Source organism: Faecalispora jeddahensis (genome assembly GCF_000577335.1).
GTDB lineage: Bacteria > Bacillota > Clostridia > Oscillospirales > Acutalibacteraceae > Faecalispora > Faecalispora jeddahensis.
On record NZ_CBYL010000010.1, the window covers coordinates 62761 to 86808 of the forward strand.

The window sequence follows — 24048 nt, forward strand, 5'->3', positions numbered from 1 at the left end:
TGTTTTGTTGCGGCACGGCCGCGGCGCTGTTCTTTATTTTTTCACAACGGGAATCCATACCTCATACTGAGCGTTCTGCGGATCGGGGCTGAAATACACTTCAACGTCCGGCCCGTTGTCATACTCGTATCCCGAGGTGGGGAGCCACTCGGTCATAATTCTCTGTTCAAGATCCTGGATCGCCTGCGGGCATTGGCCTGTGCCGGAAAAGATCGCCCAGGTAAACGATGGTACAGTGTATTCCTCCAGCCTGTCGCCGGCTGCCTGCGTGCTTGCGGCCGCAATCCAATATCTCCACTCCTCTGTGCAGCCGCATACGCTGATTCCCAGGATGCCTTTCGGCTCGCTGTCCATCATAGATGCCAGGCGCTGTACTGTGCCGTCTGTGGCGGCCTTTTGCCACATCTGCGGTACGATCTCAAAGTTTTTCTCAATTTCACTGTACAGCGGCTGTGAGATCCCTACAATGCGGAACGCTTCTTTCTGTTCAATTCGGTAGTTCATTTCTTCCACTCCTTTGATCGTGATGGTAAAGCTGATCGGAGGGAATGACTTGATCTCTGCGCCCCGCTCCCGGATCAAGGAAGGGGCGATTCCATGAACGCTCTGAAAAGCCCGGTTAAACGCAGTGGGGGAAGTATAGCCGTATTTCATCGCGATGTCTATGATTTTTGCTTCCTTGTCCTGCAGATCGACCGCTGCCAGCGACATTCGTCTTCTGCGGATGTATTCGGACAGCGGAACCTCCGCCATGTAGGCGAACATCCTCTGAAAGTGATACGGTGAGCAGCAGGCGATTTGGGCGAGCTGCTCATAATCGATTTCCTCTGTCAAATGCTTTTCCATATAACGGATGGTCTTGTTTAACCGGTTGATCCATTCCATGTCATTCTCTCTCCTTGTCATAAAGTATAATGAGAATTCGATGTGCCGTCCTCTCTTTTCCTGCACGAATCGGCGAGGAGGAGGATAACGGCACTGAAAAAAGTGGCGCCTGATAGACGATGGATATTTTTTTGTTTGTCCAATATTTATTTCAAATTTAGCACATATTAATGGAGGAAGCAGTAAATGGCATAGGAGCAATAAATTATCAAGACCCTGCTGTTTTCATGGGGTCACGAGCAGTCTGATATGTGATTTAAAGGAGTCATTGTTATGGATGACAAATTGCTGCAGGAGCTTGAATTGATCGATGTTCAGTTAAATACGATTATCAAGAATCAGGTGTTGATCTACCAAAAAATTGAGGAGCTGGAGATGCAGCAGCGCGAAAAAGCGGCAGCCTTATCTTCCGGCCAGGGCTGAGTACTGCCAGTAATTCCCTTTGTTCTCCTTCCCCCATTTTGATATAATTTTACAGAAGTCAAAAAATGGAGGAAAAGGGATGGAACAGTGGAATGTCCTGGTAAATGGCAGGACACATGAAATTATTTTTGAAGGCGGCACTCTTTTGGGGAAAGGAAAATTTAGGATTGACGATCAGCCGGTGCGCGGTACGGCTGTTTTGGTAAAAAAGGTTGGAATGTTTTATCCCATAGAAATCGAAAACAGCGAGCTGTTTTTAAAATGCGATCTGAAAAATCATCCGGTGGATATGATCCAGGACGGCCGGTACCTGGCGGCCGGCACTTCGCTTGAGGAGGAGATACGGGACACGCTGCGGCAATCCGTAGAGGCACAGGATCCGCTGACAGCAAAGGATCGATCCGCTATGGGTTCACTTCTAACCTTCACTGTACTTACATATGTCAATATGGTTCTTTTTCTGATAGATGCTTCCGTCACGTTCCCGTTCAGCGCAATCGTTCCGGAGATCGTGCTCGAACTGGTTTCCATTGCAGAGGTTCCGTTTGCCTTTCCGATGGCTGTCGGCGTTTTGGTTTCTGTGGCTCTTGCTTCTGTGTATTTGTTGCTGTATTGGAGAGCCCGAAAAAACAACAGCCTTTGGCCTGTTATTGTCTCTCTGATTCTGGTGGCGATGGATACATTGGTGGTTCTTTTTTTAGCGTTGGATGATTTTTCGTATTATATGGTCGATATCGCATTCCATCTGTGGATGCTCTGGTCTTTGGCTCAATTGTGGCGCGTGCGCAGCAAAAAGAGAAAACAGCTTCTCTTTGAGGAAAATCCCGTGGAATATCCGTCTATGAAATAACAGCAGGAAGAAAGTTAACAAGATACATCCCCGCCCCGAATCGTTTTCGGTGCGGGGCTTTTTTTATATCATTTTCACACGCTTGCGGCCTTTTACAATACTGCCCGCAATCTTCTTACAAGTGGCAGACGGAATTCCTGCCTGGTTGCTTTCGATTCAGTTGGCTGTTTTTTAGGTAAGAATCGATTTATAGGGAAGAGACAAAGAGCAGGAAAGGTAAAAGGCCGTCATAACCTGCATCCTGTTTTTAGGTTTGCGTCTTTTGTTTCCGATATTTGCCAGGGGTGTAACCCATCATCTCACGAAATGTTTTTGTAAAATAACTGGTGTCCGGAAAACCGCATTCTGCACCGATCGCTCCCACTTTTTTATTTGTGGTTAATAACAGGTCAGCGGCTTTTTGAATGCGCAGCTGTTTTACATACTGAGTCGGCGGAATCCCAATCATATGATGGAAACAGCGCAAGCACTCGCTTTTGCTTACCATGATGCTTTTTGATATTCGCGATGTATTCAATTCCTCCGAATAATGCTCTTGTATGTATTGAAGCATGGTTTTCATTCTGTCTGCATCCCGAAACTCTTTGTCAGAGGGGCGGCTTTGAACAGAAGGACAGTTGCTGTTGAGCAGAAAGACCAATTGCGACAAAGCGTTTCGCACTTGTAATTCATATCCTGCGTTCTCCGTTAAGGTACTTTCCCATGCTGTTTCAATGGTGCAGATGATTTCCTGATGCCAGAGAGCAGAGTGGTCAAAATGGCTGCATTTCAGCGCTGCGTTTTGCAGCAAAGGCTGAATGTAGTTCTGCCAAAAGATACTGTCGATACTTCCCCCTACCAAACGGGGGTGAAATACAATGGAATGAAGACGGCACCCAACTGGTTTCTGCATATACACAGCGTGGAGGATCCCCGCATTGATGAAAAAGCCCTCTCCCTGTTTTACAGTGAATTGTTCGGAACCCGCAAAAATAATGGCACAGCCTTCCGTTATGACGATTGCTTCCAATTCGTCGTGCCAATGCCAGGGAACTGGGTCAGAGGAAAGATCTTCATCATAACAAGCAATCGGAAAAAGCGCAGAGCCGTGGTCATTTATCTCTCTGCCCTGCTTATTTGTTTTCAGGTTGCATTTTAATAAGACCATATATCCCTCCAAATTGAAGGTATTCTCATATAAAATAGGAGATATATTGATACATCTCCATCGATAATGATGATATAATCATATCGTAAAATGCGGAGGAATACAATATGGTTCATCTATTGCTGTTCGTTATCTATTTGGCCTTTATCAGTCTGGGATTGCCTGATTTTTTGCTTGGTTCAGCATGGCCGTCAATGTATGGCGGATTCGGCGTCCCTGTTTCTTATGCAGGCATCATTTCAATGATCATTGCGGTTGGAACAATTATTTCCAGTTTGCAAAGCGACAGGCTTACTCGGAAACTTGGAACAGGAAAGATTGCTGCAATCAGTGTAGCAATGACTGCAACTGCATTGTTTGGTTTTTCTATCAGTCATTCTTTTTGGAGTTTGTGTTTATGGGCGATTCCATATGGTCTGGGGGCCGGAAGTGTCGATGCAGCACTGAACAATTATGTAGCTTTGCACTACGCAAGCCGTCATATGAGCTGGCTTCATTGTATGTGGGGTATTGGTGCATCTTTAGGCCCATACATTATGGGTTATGCCTTGACTGGCGGACAAAGTTGGAGTATGGGTTATCGATACATTGCAGTTCTGCAAATTGTGCTCACTGCTGTTTTGCTGTTTAGTCTGCCCCTTTGGGAAGGCAGGGCTGCAGCGGAAGAAAATAAAAGCGGTCAGGGTACGGAAAAGGCCCTCTCTTTGCAGCAGATTGTGAGGATTCCCGGTGCAAGGGAAGTGATGTTCACATTCTTTTGTTACTGTGCCATAGAGCAGACAGTCGGTTTATGGGCAAGCAGCTATCTGGTGCTTTACAAAGGGGTTTCGGCAGAAACAGCAGCAGGTTTTGCCGGCCTGTTCTTTATCGGGATTACCATTGGTCGGGGATTATCCGGCTTTCTCACGATGAAGCTTCATGATGTAAGCATGGTGCGTTTGGGCGAGTGTATTATTTTAATTGGGATCACTGCTTTACTGCTGCCATTCAACGAAAATGGCACACTGATCGGGCTGATTTTGATCGGTCTTGGCTGTGCGCCGATTTATCCCTGCATCATTCATGCCACCCCTGCAAACTTTGGTGCTGATAGGTCACAGGCCATTATTGGCGCACAAATGGCCAGTGCTTATGTAGGAACTTGTTTCATGCCGCCGCTGTTTGGGGTGATCGCAAATAATATCAGTGTGGCGTTGCTGCCACTGTATCTGCTTGTGATATTGGCTCTGATGTTTGTGATGCACGAGCTGCTGTTGAAAAGGGTAAAACAGGAAAGAACATTGACGGTTGATTTGCAGATACACAGCGAATATAGGGAAGAGGGAGAGTAGCACAACGGAGTATGTGCGGCAAAGCCATAGTATCCGGTGTGGATTTCTCCTCTTGTTCTCTTTTGCTACTTTTTCTGGGCTCGATTTCCCGGCATATAAAAAGGCCGGCCCCGAGGAACAGTGAGGACTTTTAATTTACAGGCGTGGGAATCATTGTGCACCTGGTTTGGTTGTTGACAAAGACCTGTGCCAACTAATTTGATAATTTATGCTCGCTTGGTTAACTGAATTGATGTAACGATCCTCCATAGTTTAAATAAATTGAGTTACGGTTTTTTTTTGAGCGTAATTCAAATTTTTAAATTTATTTAGGCGAGGCGCAAATAATTGATTATTGGTAAAGCGTCCGGCATAAAGAGCCCTTATCTTCCGGTTATGGATAAGGACGTAGATTTTTGACTTGCATTTTGACTTGTATCTTTTTCATTTTTATTATTTTTAAATATGTCTTACTATGAAATGAGTATAAATAAAACCGTATCAAACTACCGAAAAACGGAGGTCTGATGCGGTTTTTTCATTGGAGCAATAGTGCAAAAAAGATTTTCGGCTATGCAGAAATTCTTTAATATCTATTCTACAAATTACAATTTTATCTCGTGTCACGTTCGTTCCGTCAAGATGGTTCTTTCAATTTGTTCAATTAGTTTTGGCTGAATAAGAGGATATGTCCATTCGCAGGGTAATTCGTTTAACAATACTACTTTTTCAATTTCCAGAGCTGGTAAAGTCCCCAATTTATATATGTCAGCGTAATACAGCATTCCGTACGTTTCATTTTCATCATCACATACGGAATAAACGCTGATTTGCCGCAAATCAAAATCAGCGGCTCCTGTTTCCTCCCATAATTCTCTTTTTGCTGTATCATCTATATTTTCATTTGGTTCGCGATGTCCACCGGGGCATTCATAGGTATCACGATCTTTATGCTTACAAAACACCCATTGTCCATTATACTTTGAAACGATGACCGCAAATTTCAGTAGCCTGTCTTCTACATTTTCATAGAATTTAACTTGTAGCATATTCGTACCTCTCAAATAAATCACAATCGCCTCTATCTACAGGATGCAATCTTCTGAGTCCAGAATATCATATGTCTCTACATAAAGAAAGACATACCTTCCCCTTCTCCACGGTTTCATAGGGACATTTTCTAAACTGTGGTGAAGTGGGAGGCGTGTATCGGCAGACAGTGGGTTCCGCTGTCTGTCGATTGCCATTTTACGCGACTTCTGGCGAGCTGCTTGTCGCTTTGGGTTCATCAGGTTTTTCAGCATCCATATCCATCAAGCCAATATCCCGGTAGTAAATACTGATTTCCTGCGGAGCGGTGTGAGACCATTTTTCCTCTCGTTCACCGATTTCCACTCTCTCAATGAATAGGTGCAGGATTTCGGCGGTGAGCTCATTGATCTCTGTGTATTGCCTTGCCTTTTCAATGAAAGCACTGACATTGGTGACCGATGCTCGCAGATTTTCCAGATCGGCTTCTCTTTTGGGGATGGCGGTCTGGATTTCCTTTTGCTCTGTCAGATAGTCGCCACTGAGCTTTCGAAACACCTCGTTGGGGATTTTTCCAAGGACGTTATCTTCATAGAGCCGCTTGAATAAGGCAGTCAGCTCGGTGTCCCTGCGCTTGAACCCTTCCAGCTCCCGCTCTGTCCTGGCGATCTCCCTGCGAATCTCAGCTCCGTTTTTCTGCGTGATATGCTCTGCAAAAAGCAGTTCGTTCTTTCTTGCAAAATGCGTTACCCTACGCAGATCATCCAGCAGGATGGCGGCAAGCTGATTCTCCCGAATGTAATGTCCGGAACAGGTTTCCTTGCCTCTTTTCCTGTAGGTAGCGCATTGGAAGTTGTTTTTGACGGCGTCCATTGTATGCGCCCGACTGAGCACCATCGCCTTTCCGCAATCCTTGCAGTAAAGCAGCCCGGAAAAAATATTCTGCTCCGCCATTTTGGCCGGACGGCGTTTGTGTCTGCGGATGTCCTGCACAATATCCCAAGTGGTCTGGTCTATCAGTGGTTCATGCGTATTTTCAATCCGAATCCTTTCCGACTCGGGACGCTTGACACGCTTCTTGTTTTTGTAGGACAGGGTAGTGAATTTGAGATTGACGGTGTGCCCAAGGTATACCTCATCCTCCAGTATCTTTCCTACGGTTGCGGATGACCAGTAGTAGGGTTTGACAGGGTCGAATCCGATAATCTTAACTCCATTTTTCTTGTAATAGTAATAAGCTGGGATGGGAATTTGCTCCTCCCGAAGCTGCACTGCAATCTGGGTAGGACCTTTTCCACTCATGCAGAGAGAAAAAATGTATTTAACAATCGGCGCCGTTTCTTCATCGGGAATGATTTTGCGCTTGGGATTGGCGGGGTCTTTCTGATACCCGAAGGGCGGTCTGGAGCCAACCCTCGCTCCACTTTCCGCTTTAATTTTGGCGGCGGCTTTTCCCTTTTTGCTGCAGTCTCTTGAATACCACTCGTTGATGATATTTTTGAACGGCGTAAATTCATTGTCTCCATAGAGGCTGTCCACGCCATCGTTCATTGCGATAAACCGCACACCGTAGCTTGGGAAAATCAGTTCCGTGTACTGCCCGACCATGAGATACTCACGCCCAAACCGACTCATGTCCTTGACGATAATAGTACCCACCTCGCCGTTTTCCACCAGCGCAAGCATCTCCTGAAAAGCCGGTCTTTGAAAGTTCGTGCCCGAGTAGCCGTCGTCATAAAGGAATTTCACATTCTCAAATCCATTGTCCTTTGCGTATTTTTCCAGCATCATCCGCTGGTTCTGAATGCTGTTGGAGTCCCCCTGACTGCCATCATCCTGACTTAATCTTGCGTATAAAATCGTGTATTTTTCGTTTGCCTGTTTCATCTGTAAGCTCCTTTCCGGCAAACCGAATACGGTACTACACATCATACCGCAACGATTCGCACAAGTCTATTCCAAAGAAGAAATTAACGGTTCCTTTCCGGAAACTCCGTATCAATGAGGCGGAGCAGCTTCTTGGTGGCGCTTTCAGAAGACACAGGCAGGAAGAAGGAACGAATTTTGAAAGGCTTCCCCTCCAGAACCATCTCCCGTTCCCGGAAGAATCCTTCCTCAGAAATGATGGTTTGTGCATCCTCAAAGGTGAGGACGGGATAGCCAAAGGGGGATAAGGTATGAGGGTTGCTTGAGGCATAGTCGCCGTGGTTCTTCAATTCTTTCATACTGCATTTCTCCTTTTTTGTTTCCCCGAACAGATGCCGGTGTATGTACTGCCGCCGGAGAAGGGCGGCATAAGATTTGTGGTCAAACGTAATCTTCGGATATCTCTCCGATTCCCGCAATTTCTTCGGCCTCTTTCACCGCTTTGGAGAGAGGTACGAATCCTTTCAGCTGGTTCACCTGCTTGACAGCCCTTCCTCGCAGGCTGCGGTCAATATCATAGGGAATCTCCATGGCGGTTGCCAGCAGCATCTGGATTTGTGCCAGCTCCACGGCAATTTTATAGGAGAGCTTGGAGAGGTGCTGCTCCAGCGCCTTGATTTCACTGCGTTCAATTTTTTGATAAATCTCGGTCAGCTCACCGGTGAATTGCCGCAGCATATCACGGGTGAGGTACTCGCGGATGGCGGCATTGATGAGCTCGGAGCGGCTCGCAAAACCGAAAACCGCATACGTTTCATCGGTCAGCCGGATGGTATCGCCCGGCAGGGATACCGTTATTTTTTCTGTCTTACGCATCGTCATCCTCCTCGGTCATTGCGTGTTGGTAAGCGTAAATGCTGTCGTACCGGATATTGCCGATGGTGTTTTTTACATCCTTGACGCACTTATTGCGCAGACGTTTCAGCGTTTCCTCATCGACTCCGGGAACAGTGGCTGCAGTGATATGAGCCACCATGGACAGCTCCACGCACAGGCGGAACAGCTGGCGGCAGAGCTTGGCGTCCAGCTTGGTCACCTGATTTTCCAGAAACGTGAGGGTGGTTTTGTTCATGTAATCCGTATCGCTTTGGGTGTGAAGATACCCGAGATAGAATTCGGTTGCCGCACAGACAAAGGCACTGCGGCTGGGGTAGTCATACAGGGGATACTCCGCATCCACTCGGGCAGTGAGCTCCGGCTTCATGTGAATCCCTACTTTTGCTTTGTTGCTGTCATTCATGGTACAAATCTCCTTTTAATTGAATTTCCGTTACGGATGTCCGGGAAAACTGCGGAATTGCTGGACGTTCTGCTTTTTGGACTTCCCGGAGGAATACCTGTTTTGATTTAGAGCACCTTAACCGACCACCGTAAAAAGCCGCTCCGCGCCCCGCACTGCGGGACGCTGTGACTGTCAGAGGGGCCGCTTGCGGTCACCTGACTTTATCCTGCTCATCCCTTTGGCCATAGGAAATAGTGGTGTGGGGAGAGAGGTTATTGCCCACGCCCTGCACAAAGCCCTCATACTGCGATTTTGCTCTGATTCGGTGCAGGGATGCCACCCAACCGGTCAAAGCGGCACACGGGGCGACACAGAGGGCAACGTGAGGACCTTTTACGCACTCTCAGAAAGCAAAAGGCATACATGAGTTTTTCCTATTTCTTCTTTTCTGTAATAATTTCTTATTACTTGGGTCATTCTTTATTCTCTCTTGTTTTATCCCATCGCTGTGTGACAGAGGGAGAGGGTTCACTATGAACCGAGGGGGTGTTCAGAGAGAGCAACTCATAAGAATTGTTCCGCTGGCGACCGTCGCCGAAGTTATGATTCACCTTAATGAGGCTATGCTTCTCCAACTGCTTGACCGCGCGGCCCACGGAGCTGTCAGAGATACCGCAGGCTTTGGCGATGGTCTGCCTGCTGGGATAGCAGCCCTTTGTTTTGTTATGGCAGCACAGCAGGTAGCAATAGACGGCAAAAGCGATTGGCGGCAGCCGATATGCAAAGATTTTTCTTGGCAGCATGACGAATGGTTCTTGCTTCATTTTCTTATCCCCCTTGTGTTGAAAAGTCCCTCTACTATTTAGCCGGTTCAGGAGAGGGGGTGAGCCATAAAATTTCGAAATTTTTTATCCCCCCACTATTAAGCCGATCTCGTAGCACAGGTGAGCGGAAAAATTTTATCTTCTACATATTTATCCCGCTCCAGATGACTGCTGTACGGAACTATTTTTGAAATTCACAAGGTGCTTTCACTACTAAGCCGATTTCGGGCATGGGTTGCACGGACAAAATTTTACCCCTGTAAAAAACCTTCTACTATTAAGCCAATTTCACAGGGGTGTTGGACGAAATTATTTTTAGTTGAAAAGATATCCCCTTACTATTAAGCCGATTTCATAAGGGGGGCTACAAAAACAAAATGCAAAGTGCCGCCCACTTTTTTGCGGACGGCACTTTGCCGGATGTGGAAGATGTTAATGGATAGGGGTCTATTTGCCTTAGCAGTCGCCTTTTTCAAACTGTATCGCGACATTACGTGTGTCTAAATGTGAAAATCAGCCTGTGGTATACTCCCTTCAAAAGCTAATGATTTTTGCTATTGGAGGATATCAAATGATGGACAATCCTTTTGCAGCGTACAGCACAAAAATATTCACCGTATTTCTTTGGGCATACAACGATTGTATGTGGGAGAGATGCGACCCTACATCTTTTTTCTGCGAAGTATATGATCGGATGGAGTTTGCCGTTCAGGCGGGACAGGAGGAACTCACCCGTCAAATCGAACGACTGAAAGAAGAGTTCACCGCAGATCAAAACAAATCATTCGACGTTTTTGTCAGGGACAAAGTTAATTATTTGTTTATGGTCAAAGAACAATATCCCAAACACGTGCTATTTTCAAATCCCAGTGATGAAAAAGAGACCCAAAATTGGATTAAGAAGTGCCAAGATTGGGGCCGGCAGCTCGTCTTCCCCCAAAGCCATGTTTCAATCCCCTCCGAAACAGATTTGTATCAGCTTTGCAGCCAGCAGAGCGAATACATAGAGTACCGATTCGATTATACCGGTGTTTTGATCAGCCGTTTAGAATCAAGAGGCGGGGGCGGTTATTATCGTATGCCCTCGGATTACGAGGAAGACGCCGGAGTGAAATTCTCGGTCGGACAGGTCGTTCGCCTAAAAAGCGAGCCGAAAAAACTTTATTTGGTGGCCGCGAACGCAGGACGCCTTTGCGATGCTAAAAATGTGTTTACATGGGAAAATGAATATCTACTATATCCCTTTGAACAAATCGAATGCGGTTGTATGCCAGACTATGATCATATTCACGAGAGTGAGCTTGAAGCATATGCCGGTCAGGAATACACCGAGTTACAGCTAATGCAGCTTCAGTTTCTTCAGCAATATTTGTAAGGGTGTTGCAATGAAGGATATAATTATCGACAATACGTATGTCTTTTATCCGCAAATGTGGTATGATAAACTTATAACAGCAAGGAGGAAAAACGCATGGAATTGACCAAGACCTCCCGCATTCTTTCCGTCTTTCATCTATTCCGGTATTGCAGTGAGGTTTCTTTTAGGGAAATCACCGATTTACTGCCGGTCAGCGAAAAGACCGTTTCCCGGGATATTTTGCTGCTCAAGCAGGCGGGAGTTCTACACATCCGTTACTCCCAAAAGAGAAAGGCGTTCGTTTTAATTGATGCGCAGTTTCGTGCACCTCAGTTTCCACAAAACAGGACGCGCAAATTGTACCTTGAAAAAATCATACGGTTATGCACATTAATGGTAGAGATGGACGGAGAATATCCCGTAGGCTGGTATCGAGAGCATTATCCGGTTTTATCAGACCGCACAAGGCAGCGGGACTTTGCCGAGCTTTTTAAAATCGGCTACCGCATCCGCTACGAACCGGCGGACCCGTGGGGTGAGCCCGGACATTACAGCTACGAAATTCCGGACACTTATGGGTTGGAAACCTTTATAAGGAGTTAGTATGGATTATAAAAAAGGGTGTTGTATTTACACACTAAGCGAAAAAACTGTTGGAGGGTTTATTTCCGGCAGCCACGTTTACCCGGAATCCGAACTTAATTTATATTATGATTTTCATGGTCTCTATTTGCTGCCGATAGAATCTGACGGGAAATGGGGCTTGATGGACGGAGAGACCAACGAGATTGTGGTTCCTCTGCAATTTGACTATACGGACACGCTGTTTGAAGATTATATGGTAAGCCATGCTGTGAAAAATGGTTTGCATGGATATATCAATGCGCAGGGACAGACGGTCATTCCGTTTGAATACGAGGATGCCAAGCGTGAACCTTCTTCAAATGGATATTTTGCGGTCAAACATGGAAAGTGGGGGGTGGTAAATAGGAAAAATGAGCCAATCCTCCCCTTTGTTTACGACAGAATTGATCTGGATGGCTGCTTTGACCTCACCGCAGGCTGGTTTACGTTTTATGGAGGGATCAGCGCCATACGGGATAGGCAGGTGGTTCTGTTTGATCGGTATGGCGAGATATTGGAGGATCATCTGACAGCCCACCCGCGAAGCTATACCACTCGCCCGCAAACTTATGGGGATTATATGATATTGCAACGCAAGCGAAAATTCGGTGTGGCAAGCCGGGATGGACGGCTCATTACCAACGTTACCATGCTCAAACGGGAAGCCGTGCATTTAATTCAGAAATTGGAGGGAGCTTGTTGATGAAAGAGTTAGCCTACCTTTCCGCAAGGTTGTTGTGTAGTTATGAGGAAAAGACCGAATGCTTGCAAACCATGAGCAAGCTTAGTCGCTTTCTTACGGTGGCGCGGGCAGACGGTTTTTTAGCGCTGGAACCTTTTCTGGAGCGGGAAACAAACCCGCTGATTAAAGCCTGTCTGCTCGATATTCTGGATGGACTGGACAGTGCGGAATTGGAACAACGCTTTGAAGGCTATCTGGCAGCAGGCGATTACCGCGGCAAGGATTGTTTACAGGCAATGATCATTTTAAAGGGCTTTTTGCTTCTGCAAGCCTGCCAGACATCGGAACGATTCTGGAAAGAGCTGCATGGTTATTTTGGTGCGGATTTCGCATTAGTATACCGGGAAGCATCCCGGTTGGAGCAAACAAAGGGAAAATCATTGTAAATCCTGTTGAGAAATTCATATAGATATAGATAAAGTGCAGTCAACAAGAAAGGACGAAGCGAATGTATATCAAAATCCACCGGGGAACCACACAAATAGGGGGAAACCTGATTGAAATCGGGACAGAGAAAACCCGAATCCTTTTTGACGCGGGTGCCAATCTGCCGCCTCTCGATGAAAAGGAGGCAAGTGACCCTATCGAGATAGAAGGGCTTACTTATGGAACCCCCGCATTTGACTGGGTTTTCCTCAGTCATCATCACAACGACCACTGCGGACTGGTGGAACGGATTCTGCCGGAGATTCCGATTTTTTCCGGGGTAGAAACACATCGCATTTTAGACGTCATTGCTGATTTTACCAACAGCCCCCGCCCTAATATTAATTTTCATTTCACAAACTGTCAGCCAATTCAGCTATACGATATGCGTGTAACCCCAATCGGTGTCGATCATTCCGCAGTGGACGCTTATATGTTTCTGATTCAGGCAGACGGAAAAAATATCCTCTACACCGGGGACTACCGGGCGGTGGAGAATATTCCGGTGGAAATCCGACGACTGCTTGGCTTGACGGGAAAGCTGGATGTTCTCATCAGTGAAGGAACCAATATTCGCGCAGAAAAACAGGGTAAAAACGCTCTGCAGGACGAATATGAGGTAGAACAGTGGGCTTATGCTTTAATGAAGCAATACGACGGCACCGTGTTCGTCCTGTGCTCCTCTACAAATGAAGAAAGGATCTGCGCCATGCATCGGGCTGCGAAAGCTGCAGGCAGAACGGTGTGTGAGGATTTGTTTTTAACGGCGGTTCGTGCGCCGCGTGAGGAAAACGCCCTACGCTTTGTAGGAAACTATACCAGCAAAGAAAAAACGCCGCGTACATATGCCTATTTTCAGCGCTATTTTGAACGACGAGAACTTCTGAGCGCAGGAAGCTTGGCGAAGATTCCGGGGGAAAAGGTGATTTTTGTGCGAACCTCCATGCTGCCGTTCTTGAAAAAGTATCTGGGCAGCCGCCCCGTCTCTGAAAAAAATCTGCTGATTTACTCCATGTGGCAGGGCTATTGGCAGACATCAGCTGTACAGAAGCTTCTGACTTTTTGCGAAGATAGAAAGATGAATGTGGTTAGCCTGCATAGCAGCGGACATGCCTATCGCAACACGATTCAGGAGTTTATCCGCTGGCTGGAACCGAAAGCGCTCATCCCCATCCACTGTGACGCCGACGACCGTTCCCAGTTCGAATCGCTTCATCCAAACTGCCTGATGCTGCGCGACGGCGAAAGATGGGAGGTGTAAAAATGCTGGAAGGTTGGCTTGCCATTTTATCCGTGATTGGTGTCGTGTCATTCGGTGTGTATTATAATCCATGGTTACAGCGTACCCACGGATGCTCCGCGCTCACCTTTTGGAGGGTAATCGGCGGTATTGCAGATTTGTTTTTGTGGCTGGCTGTGCTTGATGCCGACAGCCCAGTACATGGGGTTATTTTGGTTTTGATTGCGGGAGGTATTTTTCTTCTGCTATTTTTGGCAAACTATCGGGATTCCAAAAGCGTGCTGCACGGTTTACTTATGACGCTGTGGCTGATTTTAATCGGCGGAGCGATCACATGGCTATTAAGCGCGTTGAGCAATCGGAGTAAAAAACACTGAGCAGGGACGAAAAAACCTGTCCATCGGAAAGAAAGATCACAGAAGGTGAAGCGGAAACGCTAGCGGAGTATTTGCGCCGATATGCAGTGAAATCCGTTGCGGTCTGTGTCCATTGCTGCGAAAATGAAACGCTGGATGAGGTGGCCGTGATACTTTCTCCTTTTTCTTCTCTGCCAGACTTTTCATGGGATGCTGTGCGACATGATTCTGTGATCGGAACGGATAGTTATATGGTTGTCCGATATGCTGTAGACAAAGGGGAAAACTAAAATGAGCTTTGATATTTATGGCTGGATTCCATCTTTGGAGGTGGCAGAATATTTTCGTCAAAACCGGGTGTTTACCGTGACGGAAAAATATCAGCTGATTCACGATGCGCCACGCCCTTTGGAAGAAAAGCTGGAAGCGCTTCTGAAATTGGAAGCAGAAGCATCCGAAGAACGGGAAAAGGAATTCATGAGTCGGGCGATAGAGGTTTATCGGCTGGCGCTACGGTTGATGAAGGAGCAGCCATCCGGCAGCTTTTTTCTCGTAAAAGCTTTTTTCAATACGGACGAACTGGTTGGCGCGATTCCCTATGCCACCTTTACACAGGTGTTGGAGCAAGCCGCGAACGACAAAACAGCATCCTCTTATCTGGCAGAATTCTGGCAGAAAACGACCAATGAAGGCCTTACCAATCCGATTGAATATCATTTGCTGCCATTGAACGGACAACTTAGGGCAACCGATTTTTGGATCGACGACGATATGCTGTCGTTTAACCCGCTGTCGGAAACGGATAATATACATGTTCCAGATATAGACGACTTATTTGACTCCAAACTGTACTTGTGCTGCCTTCTTCCGTTTGAAAACGGTGATTTGGTCTGTCTGGAAGTGGACGGTGTTTCCCGGCATGGTTTCTTTTATCAGGAACTTGACGGCAACGGAACATTATATGCTTATCTGGGTTATCTTCATGACGGGTACTTAGATACGTTGGAATTGGGGGAAAACTCAGTTATGACGTTAAAATGGACCCGTCTGAATGCCTTTCATGACGAACTGCCGCCAGAGGAGGGTATCCTGCGCGAAATCGGAGATTTGATGAAGCGGTTAGGACAGCAAGACCCCATGTCAGTCGAAAAACTGTTTTTTGACACGCTTTTTAACCCCATATCTAGATTGAAAGGCCAATTCAGGCTTTTTTCTTACCGCGTAACACCTCTCACTTTAGCGGAATTGCTGAAAGAAGCACACTGCGTGGAATATCAAAAGCATCTGGAATCACATTAACTGAAGATCAAGGAGCTTATTATGAATGTTAATAAAGAGTTGCTGAACACCCCGCAAGCAACTGTGTCAGAATCAATATTACAAGCGGGCACAGCTACAGCATCATCAAAAGCAGATACTCCAAAGGGTAAATCGAGGAAAGAAATTGCCGCAGTTTTGGTTTTGATCGGAATTTTAGGCTGTTTGGCAACTATTCTTGGCATGAAAGGAATTGCGTTTGTCGCTGGCTTCGCAGCCTGCGGCTGGCTGATTTTCCGTGTTGTAAAAGGAAAAGCCAAGGCAGTACCCGCTGTTGTTACGATTATTCTTCTTACGATTGCCTTTGCTGCTCCCAGCGCAAGCACGGGAAACATTACACAAAAGCAGTTGTTTAGCAATTTATCCAATGTCATGCAGCCGGTTGGATATCAACTGGTTCCTACGAATAATATGTCAGATAATTCATATTTGATTTATGTCAAAGACAGTCCGGATGCCGCACCGCGGCCAAATGGTGTTCAATGCAAAATTGTTGAAGAAAGTGGTCACGTTAAATCCATTATTTTAATTTCTGCAAACGGTTCAAAAGGAATTCCTATGAGTGCAATCAAGTTTGTAAGTGCTTTAAATCCAAAATGGTCATCTGATAAAGTGACGGAAGTTATGACCAAGACCTTAAAAGGAGCAACCGTTCAGGAAAATGGAATTAGTTACACCTTTGAAGATTATGGGACATCTTCTCGATTTTTCATTGACATGTAAAGCCGGATTACATATGAGGTGTGGTGCGCTATTGGGTATATGCCTGTGAAATAAACGGATAAATAACTGCTCTGCGCTATAGATAACTTTAATCTTTGCTTTTTTTGCGGAATATGGTAAAATTTTTATAGAAATTATTACATATGGGAGGTGTTAACATGGGAAAATTTGAGCGAAATTTCTATAGAACAGAGCATAACAGACATCTGGGAATTGAACAATTAAAGAAAATGCCGTGGTTTGAGTTTCTGAAAAAAGATATTGCATTGGGAGAGGTGTTTCCTGCGCTCCGGTTTGACGGCAGTATTCACTTTTACTACAAAGGTGCGCGCCTTTGCGAATATATTGGGAACATCAACGGAATACCGAAAGCAAACAGAGACAAAACTCCTTTTTATCCCGTTAACCAGGTTGCTTATGAAGAAATTAAAAAAGAATGCCAGCAATGGTCTGAAACCGTAAGCGGTGTAAACAGGGAACGCACTGAGCTCGCGGGGCTTTACAGTAAGTTTTCACCATATATCAAGCTGGCTTCCAGCATGATCCTGCTGGATATGGAGATCGGGTTTCCCCAACTTTGCCTGAGCGGCAATAAAATTTATACCAATACACAGGTGGACTTGCTTTTCCTTGACAAAAACACCGGTATACTTTACTTCGTCGAAGCAAAGGGCGCTCAAGATAGTCGAATCAAAAAGAAATACACAGGGCAGTCTCACGGCGAATTATATAACAGTCTCGAGGTAGCAAATCAACTCAACAAATACAATGCAAACATAGTAGCCAGAGAGGACAGCATCCTTACCGCTTATAGAGAATATTTAAGCGTCATGAATGAACTTTTCGATTGCGAGATATACTCAGGAAATCTTACATTATACAAATGCACGAAATTGCTGGTCTACGGGGAATCCAATACGGAAAACAGTTGTAGATCACTTGAGGCAATACATACAGAGTTAGGTGATGATTTGATTTTATATGAAAAAGGTCTTGATGCGATTGATGACCTACCAAAAAGAATTGCAGTTGGTATGCCTCATGTCTAATTTTATATTTTCCTGAGCAGGAGGTAACGAATGAATACCATATGGATGCTTCGCAACGACGGCAAGGCGTTCCCTTGCTCACAGTATATTGGCGCAAATCCTCAAACCATAGGGGATACTTTGCTTACGGCGGAATGGCTGCATACCAATACGCAGCATGAGGAATCCCGGAAGCTTGTGCTGAAAATGGTCGCTGCATGGATCGCTTCTGCTTCTGTTGACAGCGATGCTATTTCTGATGTACCCGACTTTCTCTTACAAAAGCCAAACTGTACCCTGTCGCACGAATTTATCATAACACACGCAGAAGAAATCAAGACGATTATCACAGATATTACAGGCAAACTGGATTTAACTGCCCTATGCAACGCAGTTACGGCCGAACTCAATCAGGAATTTCTGCAGACCCACTATGGGGGTATGAACCAAACGGTTACACCATCTAAAGAACTATGCTTCTGTATTTCCTCTGTTGGCTTTGATTGGTATAAAATCATGCGTCATTTCATTGTCTCTGCCAATTTCTCAATAGAATATATTATCATCATACGGGATAAAGAAAGCATTGATGCCGACAGCCCGTTTTATCTTCGGTTGCCCGCAGAGATATTTCTCGCAGAGCAGCCGATGCAGCTCATACCTTCAGGCAAGCTGAAGGGCGGTGTAATGGTACGCGAAATATTTGCACATCTGTCGTGTGGAAATTCCCTCCATCACATTTCGGAAGATCTGGCGATTGATCCAAGCGAGCTTACCCATGCGCTTACGATTATTGGGGCTTGGGAAAACCGAAGCCCAATGGAATAAAACTATATCCTCAAGTCTTGCCGTAATCTATCTGAAATTATAGCAAAAAGGACGAAGGCCTTTGGGCCATCGTCCTTTTTGCTGTTTCACAGTAAAAGTAAAACGATAATCCGAACTCATCTCCAGCAGGGACGAGGTTCGGATTATCATTTTTTCCGTATTCAGCTTGCTTTTCGTAAATTGTCCCTATGATACGGTGGGCTTGACGGAAGCTATGTCTTTTTGGAGCGGATGATGGGAATCGAACCCACACGGTCAGCTTGGGAAGCTGAAGTTCTGCCACTAAACTACATCCGCAAATAGATGATTCAATTTGTCCTAGAACTCTTGAATTTTATCATATTCCCATTTTGATTTCAAGGTATTTTTTGAAAATATTCACTCCTTTTTGCTTTACTTAACATAATATTTTTAAGAAAACGAACGATTTCCTTTTTATTCCACACTTTCCACAGAGTTTTCCACAAACAAGCGTGGACAACATGGGAAATCAGGCTCTTTTACTCCGTTTTCCCCATCAGTTATTCACACGACAGGTGGAAAGCTGCATTATTTATTGGTTTACATAATTTAAAAAACGTGAAATAAAAAAGTGAAGCCCGGCGGGAATCCTGCCAGGCTTCACTGAAATGCCGAGGGAATAAAAGGCAAATTTTGCCAATAAACTAATTATTTCGCCTTGGTACGAACTTCTTCCACCGCTTTTGCGATGAAATCCGACAAAGGCATGGTGCCGATGTCACCGTCGCGGCGGCTGCGCACAGCCACAACGCCGTTTTCCATTTCCTTGTCCCCAATGACGAGCATATAGGGGATCTTTTCGAGCTGCGCCTCACGGATCTTATAGCCGATCTTCTCGCTGCGGTGGTCGCAGGTGACTTCAAGTCCGGCCTCTTCGAGCTGACGCTTGATCTCATCGGCCTGATCGTGCAGGCGCTCACTGATTGGCAGCACACGAACCTGCTCGGGCATCAGCCACATGGGCAGGGCACCGGCGTATTTTTCAATCAGCAGGGCCAAGGTGCGCTCGTAGCAGCCGAGAGAAGTGCGGTGGATGATATAGGGATTCTTTTTCACGCCGTCCTTATCCACGAATTCCATGCCGAATTTCTCGGCCAGCATCTGGTCGATCTGGATGGTGATGAGAGTGTCTTCCTTGCCGTGTACGTTGCGGATCTGAATGTCGAGCTTCGGGCCGTAGAACGCAGCTTCGCCGACACCGATGGAATATTTCAGACCCAGATGATTCAGAATGCGTTCCATCACGCCCTGAGCTTCATCCCACTGTTCGGGAGTGCCGATATATTTCACGCGGTCATTCGGATCCCACTGTGAGAAGCGGTAGCTGACGTCTTCATCCAGACCGAGTGTTTTCAGCATGAAGTTAGCCAGCTCCACGCAGCCTCTGAATTCGTCCTCCAGCTGTTCGGGGGTGCAGATCAGGTGGCCTTCGGAAATGGTGAACTGGCGTACACGGATCAGGCCGTGCATCTCGCCGGAATCCTCGTTACGGAACAGGGTAGAGGTTTCACCCAGACGCATCGGCAGGTCGCGGTAAGAGCGCTGGCGGTTCAGAAAGACCTGATACTGGAACGGGCAGGTCATCGGGCGCAGGGCAAATACTTCCTTGTCCTTCGATTCGTCACCCATCACGAACATGCCTTCGCGGTAGTGATCCCAGTGGCCGGAGATCTTATACAGATCGCTCTTTGCCATCAGCGGAGTTTTGGTCAGCAGATAGCCGCGCTTTTTCTCGGTATCCTCTACAAAACGCTGGAGGGTTTGCAGAACACGCGCGCCCTTCGGCAGCATGATCGGCAGGCCCTGGCCGATATAATCGACGGTGGTGAAGTATTCGAGCTGGCGGCCCAGCACATTATGGTCGCGCTTTCTGGCTTCCTCCACCTTCGCCAGGTATTCCTCCAGCTCCGATGCCTTGGGGAACGAAATGCCGTACACGCGCTGCAGCGCCTTGTTTTTGGAATCGCCGCGCCAGTAGGCGGAGGTTGCGGCAGTCAGCTTGACCGCCTTGATGCCGCCGGTGGAAAGCAGGTGAGGGCCTGCGCACAGATCAACGAATTCACCCTGGCGGTAGAACGAAATATCCTCGCCCTTGCCCGCGTGTTCTTCAATTAGCTCTACCTTGTAGGGCTGCTCCTGCTCCTCCATCAGCTTCTTTGCTTCGGCAGGGGAAAGAAGGAACCGCTCGATCGGCAGATTCTCTTTGATGATCTTCTTCATTTCCGCCTCAATTTTCGGCAGATCCTCGGGGGTCAGGGTGCGGGGCAGATCAAAGTCATAATAAAAGCCGCGCTCGATCGACGGGCCGATGGCGAATTTCGCTTCGGGGAACAGGCGTTTCACGGCCTGTGCCATAATGTGAGAGGTGGTGTGCCAATAGGCCTGCTTGCCCTCCTCCTGCTCAAAGGTCAGGATTTCGACGGAACAGTCCTCGCTGAGCGGGGTGCGCAGATCAACTACCTTGCCGTCTACACGCCCGGCACAGGCAGCCTTGTAAAGGCCCGCGCCAAGGGATTTGGCCACTTCCGCAACGGTAATTCCGGATTCATATTCTTTGACATCGTCTCTCAGTACTATTTTAATCATGGTGCTTCCTCCTGAATCGGTTCATTTTGGATATAAAAAAAGCCCCGCCCCAAATTCCTGGGGCGAGACTTGTGATCCCGCGGTTCCACCCGGTTCGGCAAAACATAACAGCTTTGCCCTCCTTGCGGCTGATAACGGTGCCGGCCGTCACGCCTTAAACCGGGAGCGGTTATTCGGCGCGCGCTCCAAGACGGTAATCCAAATTCTCTTTGCCGCACCCGCTTTCAGCCGACGACGGGCGCTCTCTGCTGCAAAGCACTGAATCGGATCTTCTTTTCAACGCTTTTCTGTATATCTGACTCCATACTACCACCCGGCGGCGGCCTTGTCAAGGGAACGACTTCGTGATATTTCACGATTTTGTCCGGCTCCCGCATCAAATTTCTTGACAGAGGGGCTGTAAAAGTAATACAATTAGAAATAAGATGCGCCTGACGGCACATCTATGGGATTGACGCACCCAGCCTAAATTAATTTGAACTAAAAAATATGAAAAAATTCACAGCAAGGAGGTGTCCGTAATTTGAATGTTCCCCTATGGTTATGTTTGATAATAGCGCTCGGTTGCGCTGTTATTTTTGGAATAGTTGCTTTTTTCGCAGGGATAGGCCATAGAAAGAAAGTCGCGGAGTCCGTGATTGGTTCGGCCGAGCAGGAAGCCAAGCGCATCGTAAGCGATGCCATCAAAGCGGCTGAAGCGAAGAAAAAGGAAACGATTCTTGAGGGTAAAGACGAGATTCACAGGCAAAGAACGGAATCGGAGAGAGAACTGAACGAACGCAGAAAAGAAGTCCAGCGGCAGGAACGCAGAATTCAGCAGAAGGAAGAAACCTTAGACAAAAAGCTAGAGGGGCTTGAGTCGAAGGAGAACGCGATCAACACCAAGAACAAAAAAGCGGATGAAAGGCTTGCCGAAGCGGAGGCTGTCAAAAAGAGCCAGTTTGATATGCTGGAACGCATTTCCGGCTTCACCGTAGAGCAGGCCAAGGAATATATGCTGAAAAGCCTTGAGGACAAGTTGACGCACGAAAAGGCCGTTAAAATACGGGAGTTTGAACAGCAGGCCAGAGAAGAAGCGGAAAATAACGCCCGCGAGATCATCTCGCTGGCGATTCAGCGCTGTGCCGCCGACCATGTGGCGGAGGCAACCATTTCTGTGGTGCCGCTGCCCAACGACGATATGAAGGGCCGCATCATCGGCCGAGAGGGACGCAATATCCGCGCCATTGAAACGATGACCGGTGTTGACCTGATTATCGACGACACGCCGGAAGCGATCACGCTGTCCTGCTTTGAGCCGGTGCGCCGAGAGGTTGCCCGCATCGCTTTGGAGCGTTTGATTTCCGACGGCCGGATTCATCCTGCCCGCATTGAAGAAACCATTGAAAAAGCCCGCCGAGAGGTGGATGCGACCATCAAGCAGGAGGGCGAACGCGCCGTCATTGAAGCCGGCGTGAACGGAATCCATCCCGAACTGATTAAGCTGCTGGGACGGCTGCGTTACCGCACCAGCTATGGTCAGAACGTGCTGAACCACTCTCTTGAGGTGGCGTATCTCTGCGGCATCATGGCGTCGGAGCTGGGGCTGGACCCCACACTGGCGCGCAGAGCCGGTTTGCTGCACGACATCGGCAAGGCGCTCGACCACGAAATCGAGGGCTCGCATGTTGATATCGGCGTAGACGTAGCGAGAAAGTATAAAGAAAGCGAAGCAGTTGTCCACGCGATTCAGGCCCATCACGGCGACGTAGAGGCGAAAACCATTATCGCCTGCCTGGTACAGGCGGCCGACGCGATTTCCGCCGCGCGCCCCGGCGCCCGCCGCGAAAATCTGGAAAACTACATCAAGAGGCTGGAAAAACTGGAAGCCGTGGCCTCCTCCTTCAACGGGGTGGAGCGTTGCTATGCGATTCAGGCCGGCCGAGAGATTCGCATTATGGTAAAGCCCGACGTGGTCAACGATGACCGCATGGTGCTGCTGGCCCGCGAGATCTGTGACAAGATCGAGCAGGACTTGGAGTATCCCGGGCAGATCAAGGTCAATATTATCCGCGAAAGCCGGGCAATCGAGTACGCGAAGTAACCGGCCTGCGGCAAAAAGGGAGAGGGAACAGTTTTGTTCCCTCTCTTTATTATATGCAGCGGGATTTTCTTCGCTGCCCCTTGTGTTATTTTCTGCGGATGGTGTAAAATAGAATACAAGAGATCTTTTTTACACATTCAAACCGGCGGTTCTTCCTGAAGCTTTGAAGCGGCAGAATCGCCATACTTTTCAACAGATAGAAAGAGTGAAATGAATGAATATTCTGGCAATAGGCGACGTTGTGGGCAGCATCGGCTGTCGTTTTCTGCGCGAACAGCTGCCCCGCCTGAAAAAGGAAAGGCAGATCGATCTGGTGATTGTCAACGGTGAAAACTCCGCGGACGGCAACGGCATCACTCCTGCTTCGGCAGAATTTTTGTTTTCCAGCGGGGTGGATGTGATCACGACCGGCAATCACAGCTTTCGCCGCAAAGAAAGCTACGAGCTGTACGACCAGTGCGAAACCCTGCTGCGCCCCGCGAATTTTCCCAGCGGCGTGCCCGGGCACGGTGTGTGCGTGGTAGACCTTGGCCGCGTGCAGATAGCGGTGATCAACCTGATGGGCACCTCTTACATGGACAGCCTCGATTGCCCCTTTGCAGCCATGGACCGGATTCTCAGCGATCCGGACCTGCCGCCGATACGCCTGGTGGATTTTCATGCGGAGGCCACCGGGGAAAAGGGCGCGATGGGGTATTATCTGGATGGCCGGGTGACCGCGGTATTCGGCACGCATACGCATGTGCAGACTGCCGATGAGCAGCTTCTGCCGCAGGGAACCGCATTTCTATCCGATCTTGGCATGACGGGCCCGATCCGTTCCGTGCTCGGCGTAAAGCCCGAGCTTGTGATCCAAAAGCTGCGCACGCACATGCCGGTTCGCTTCGATGTGGCCGACGGTCCCTGTCGAATGGAGGGCGCAATTTTCTCTGTAGATGTTCGAAAAGGAAACGCAATTTCTGTTGAAAGGGTGCAAATCAAGACATATTCGACAAATATTGAATAGTGTTATAATTTTTTCTGATTTATTTTAACAAAAAATCTCTTGCCAAATACTAGTTTTTGTTTTATGATAGAGGTGTAACTTAGAGGCGGGAGGTT

At 47.4% G+C, this 24048-nt stretch carries 24 protein-coding genes and 1 tRNA gene; 15 read left to right on the forward strand and 10 right to left on the reverse strand.

Annotated elements, in window-relative coordinates; translation table 11 throughout:
- Positions 1–33: 33 nt before the first annotated feature.
- Positions 34–885 (reverse strand): AraC family transcriptional regulator, encoded by an 852-nt coding sequence (locus TY09_RS05850; RefSeq protein WP_042431899.1) that lies wholly within the window; start codon positions 883–885, stop codon positions 34–36.
- A 273-nt stretch (positions 886–1158) separates the two neighbouring features.
- On the opposite strand from TY09_RS05850, the gene TY09_RS18265 reads away from it, so the two are divergent.
- Both TY09_RS18265 and TY09_RS05855 read left to right on the forward strand, forming a co-directional pair.
- Complete coding sequence (locus tag TY09_RS18265) at positions 1159–1308, forward strand: hypothetical protein (RefSeq protein ID WP_009060500.1); 150 nt, start codon at positions 1159–1161, stop codon at positions 1306–1308.
- Between the two features lie 79 nt (positions 1309–1387).
- Positions 1388–2158 carry a hypothetical protein gene (locus TY09_RS05855; RefSeq protein WP_042431900.1) on the forward strand — a complete coding sequence of 257 codons (771 nt, stop codon included), beginning with the start codon at positions 1388–1390 and terminating at the stop codon, positions 2156–2158.
- A gap of 247 nt (positions 2159–2405) precedes the next feature.
- Here TY09_RS05855 and TY09_RS05860 read toward each other — a convergent pair whose 3' ends face one another.
- Positions 2406–3305 carry a helix-turn-helix domain-containing protein gene (locus tag TY09_RS05860; protein WP_042431903.1) on the reverse strand — a complete coding sequence of 300 codons (900 nt, stop codon included), beginning with the start codon at positions 3303–3305 and terminating at the stop codon, positions 2406–2408.
- A 107-nt stretch (positions 3306–3412) separates the two neighbouring features.
- On the opposite strand from TY09_RS05860, the gene TY09_RS05865 reads away from it, so the two are divergent.
- Entirely contained in the window at positions 3413–4636 is a 1224-nt protein-coding gene (locus TY09_RS05865; RefSeq protein WP_042431905.1) for an MFS transporter, read from the forward strand.
- Between the two features lie 602 nt (positions 4637–5238).
- Here the strand turns inward: TY09_RS05865 and TY09_RS05870 are convergent.
- The 6 genes from TY09_RS05870 to TY09_RS17860 all read right to left on the reverse strand — a co-directional run bounded on the left by TY09_RS05870 (position 5239) and on the right by TY09_RS17860 (position 9616).
- The gene (locus TY09_RS05870; protein ID WP_042431906.1) at positions 5239–5664 is read right to left on the reverse strand and encodes an NUDIX hydrolase; all 426 of its coding nucleotides are present in this window, start codon (positions 5662–5664) and stop codon (positions 5239–5241) included.
- Between the two features lie 199 nt (positions 5665–5863).
- Entirely contained in the window at positions 5864–7531 is a 1668-nt protein-coding gene (locus tag TY09_RS05875) for a recombinase family protein (protein WP_042431908.1), read from the reverse strand.
- Positions 7532–7614: 83 nt separating this feature from the next.
- Positions 7615–7869, reverse strand: a complete 255-nt coding sequence (locus TY09_RS05880) for a hypothetical protein (protein WP_042431910.1) — start codon at positions 7867–7869, stop codon at positions 7615–7617.
- Positions 7870–7951: 82 nt separating this feature from the next.
- Complete coding sequence (locus TY09_RS05885) at positions 7952–8386, reverse strand: ribbon-helix-helix domain-containing protein (protein WP_242841444.1); 435 nt, start codon at positions 8384–8386, stop codon at positions 7952–7954.
- A complete protein-coding gene (locus TY09_RS05890) occupies positions 8379–8810 on the reverse strand; it encodes a hypothetical protein (protein WP_042431915.1) in 432 nt (143 codons plus the stop codon). Before TY09_RS05890 ends, TY09_RS05885 begins: the two co-directional genes overlap by 8 nt.
- 455 nt (positions 8811–9265) lie before the next feature.
- Positions 9266–9616: a helix-turn-helix domain-containing protein gene (locus TY09_RS17860; protein ID WP_074432612.1), complete on the reverse strand. Its 351-nt coding sequence runs from the start codon at positions 9614–9616 to the stop codon at positions 9266–9268.
- 571 nt (positions 9617–10187) lie between these two features.
- Between TY09_RS17860 and TY09_RS05900 the strand changes: the two genes are divergently transcribed.
- The 10 genes from TY09_RS05900 to TY09_RS05945 all read left to right on the forward strand — a co-directional run bounded on the left by TY09_RS05900 (position 10188) and on the right by TY09_RS05945 (position 18257).
- On the forward strand, positions 10188–10991 hold the full coding sequence (locus TY09_RS05900; protein WP_042431919.1) for a hypothetical protein: 804 nt from the start codon (positions 10188–10190) through the stop codon (positions 10989–10991).
- Between the two features lie 96 nt (positions 10992–11087).
- Positions 11088–11576 (forward strand): hypothetical protein, encoded by a 489-nt coding sequence (locus tag TY09_RS05905; RefSeq protein ID WP_042431920.1) that lies wholly within the window; start codon positions 11088–11090, stop codon positions 11574–11576.
- 1 nt (position 11577) lies between these two features.
- Positions 11578–12300 carry a WG repeat-containing protein gene (locus tag TY09_RS05910; RefSeq protein WP_042431923.1) on the forward strand — a complete coding sequence of 241 codons (723 nt, stop codon included), beginning with the start codon at positions 11578–11580 and terminating at the stop codon, positions 12298–12300.
- On the forward strand, positions 12300–12725 hold the full coding sequence (locus tag TY09_RS05915; RefSeq protein ID WP_042431925.1) for a MotA/TolQ/ExbB proton channel family protein: 426 nt from the start codon (positions 12300–12302) through the stop codon (positions 12723–12725). Before TY09_RS05910 ends, TY09_RS05915 begins: the two co-directional genes overlap by 1 nt.
- A gap of 62 nt (positions 12726–12787) precedes the next feature.
- The gene (locus tag TY09_RS05920; protein WP_042431927.1) at positions 12788–14026 is read left to right on the forward strand and encodes an MBL fold metallo-hydrolase; all 1239 of its coding nucleotides are present in this window, start codon (positions 12788–12790) and stop codon (positions 14024–14026) included.
- A 2-nt stretch (positions 14027–14028) separates the two neighbouring features.
- Positions 14029–14382 (forward strand): hypothetical protein, encoded by a 354-nt coding sequence (locus tag TY09_RS05925; RefSeq protein ID WP_042431929.1) that lies wholly within the window; start codon positions 14029–14031, stop codon positions 14380–14382.
- A 270-nt stretch (positions 14383–14652) separates the two neighbouring features.
- Positions 14653–15660, forward strand: a complete 1008-nt coding sequence (locus TY09_RS05930; protein ID WP_042431932.1) for a hypothetical protein — start codon at positions 14653–14655, stop codon at positions 15658–15660.
- Between the two features lie 21 nt (positions 15661–15681).
- Positions 15682–16401, forward strand: coding sequence for a hypothetical protein (locus TY09_RS05935; RefSeq protein WP_042431934.1), 720 nt, complete (start codon positions 15682–15684; stop codon positions 16399–16401).
- 158 nt (positions 16402–16559) lie between these two features.
- Entirely contained in the window at positions 16560–17450 is an 891-nt protein-coding gene (locus TY09_RS05940; RefSeq protein ID WP_042431937.1) for a hypothetical protein, read from the forward strand.
- 30 nt (positions 17451–17480) lie between these two features.
- Entirely contained in the window at positions 17481–18257 is a 777-nt protein-coding gene (locus tag TY09_RS05945) for a hypothetical protein (protein WP_042431940.1), read from the forward strand.
- Between the two features lie 223 nt (positions 18258–18480).
- Here the strand turns inward: TY09_RS05945 and TY09_RS05950 are convergent.
- Together TY09_RS05950 and thrS are read right to left on the reverse strand one after the other, a co-directional pair.
- Positions 18481–18554 (reverse strand) — tRNA-Gly (locus TY09_RS05950).
- Positions 18555–18926: 372 nt separating this feature from the next.
- The gene (gene thrS / locus TY09_RS05955) at positions 18927–20864 is read right to left on the reverse strand and encodes a threonine--tRNA ligase (RefSeq protein ID WP_042431942.1); all 1938 of its coding nucleotides are present in this window, start codon (positions 20862–20864) and stop codon (positions 18927–18929) included.
- A gap of 523 nt (positions 20865–21387) precedes the next feature.
- Between thrS and rny the strand changes: the two genes are divergently transcribed.
- Both rny and TY09_RS05965 read left to right on the forward strand, forming a co-directional pair.
- A complete protein-coding gene (gene rny, locus TY09_RS05960) occupies positions 21388–22947 on the forward strand; it encodes a ribonuclease Y (RefSeq protein WP_035316422.1) in 1560 nt (519 codons plus the stop codon).
- Positions 22948–23161: 214 nt separating this feature from the next.
- Entirely contained in the window at positions 23162–23953 is a 792-nt protein-coding gene (locus TY09_RS05965) for a TIGR00282 family metallophosphoesterase (RefSeq protein WP_042431948.1), read from the forward strand.
- Positions 23954–24048: the final 95 nt, after the last annotated feature.